This is a genomic window from Labrys sp. LIt4 (genome assembly GCF_017813775.1).
Lineage (GTDB): Bacteria > Pseudomonadota > Alphaproteobacteria > Rhizobiales > Labraceae > Labrys > Labrys okinawensis_A.
The window spans coordinates 1-559 of record NZ_JAGIPY010000056.1; the positions used below are offsets into that span (position 1 = coordinate 1).

Below are 559 nucleotides of genomic sequence, written 5' to 3' on the forward strand. Positions count from 1 at the left end.
TGGAACGCATCGCATGCAACGCAGTTCTAGCCGGTGCCGCATGATCGGCTTGGATTACTCAGGAGGAATCAATGGCAAAGGAATTGCAGGACCTGTTCGTGGAGACGCTGAAGGACATCTACTATGCTGAAAAGCAGATCTTGCGTGCCCTGCCCAAGATGGCGCGAGAGGCCCAGACGCCTGAGCTGAAGAAGGCCTTCGAGACGCATCGGGAGGAAACCGAGGGTCATGTCGACCGTCTGCAGGAGATTTTCGAGCAGCTCGGCAAGCCGGCCCGCGGAAAGACCTGTGATGCGATCCTCGGCATCATCGAGGAAGGCAAGGAAGTGATGGAGGAGTTCAAGGGCGCGCCGGCGCTGGATGCCGGTCTCACCGCCGCCGCACAGGCCGTCGAGCACTACGAGATCTCGCGCTACGGCACGTTGAAGACCTGGGCCCAGCAGCTGGGCAAGCCGGACATCGCAAAACTCCTCGACCAGACGCTTCAGGAGGAGATCAAGACCGACGAGCTTCTCACCAAGCTCGCAGTGGCAGGCGTCAACAAGAAGGCGGCCTGATC

General features: G+C 60.1%; 1 protein-coding gene. It reads left to right on the plus strand.

Annotated features, from left to right (window positions below; genetic code table 11):
- Window positions 1-71: 71 nt before the first annotated feature.
- Window positions 72-557 (plus strand): ferritin-like domain-containing protein, encoded by a 486-nt coding sequence (locus tag J8I29_RS29670; RefSeq protein ID WP_209434426.1) that lies wholly within the window; start codon window positions 72-74, stop codon window positions 555-557.
- Window positions 558-559: the final 2 nt, after the last annotated feature.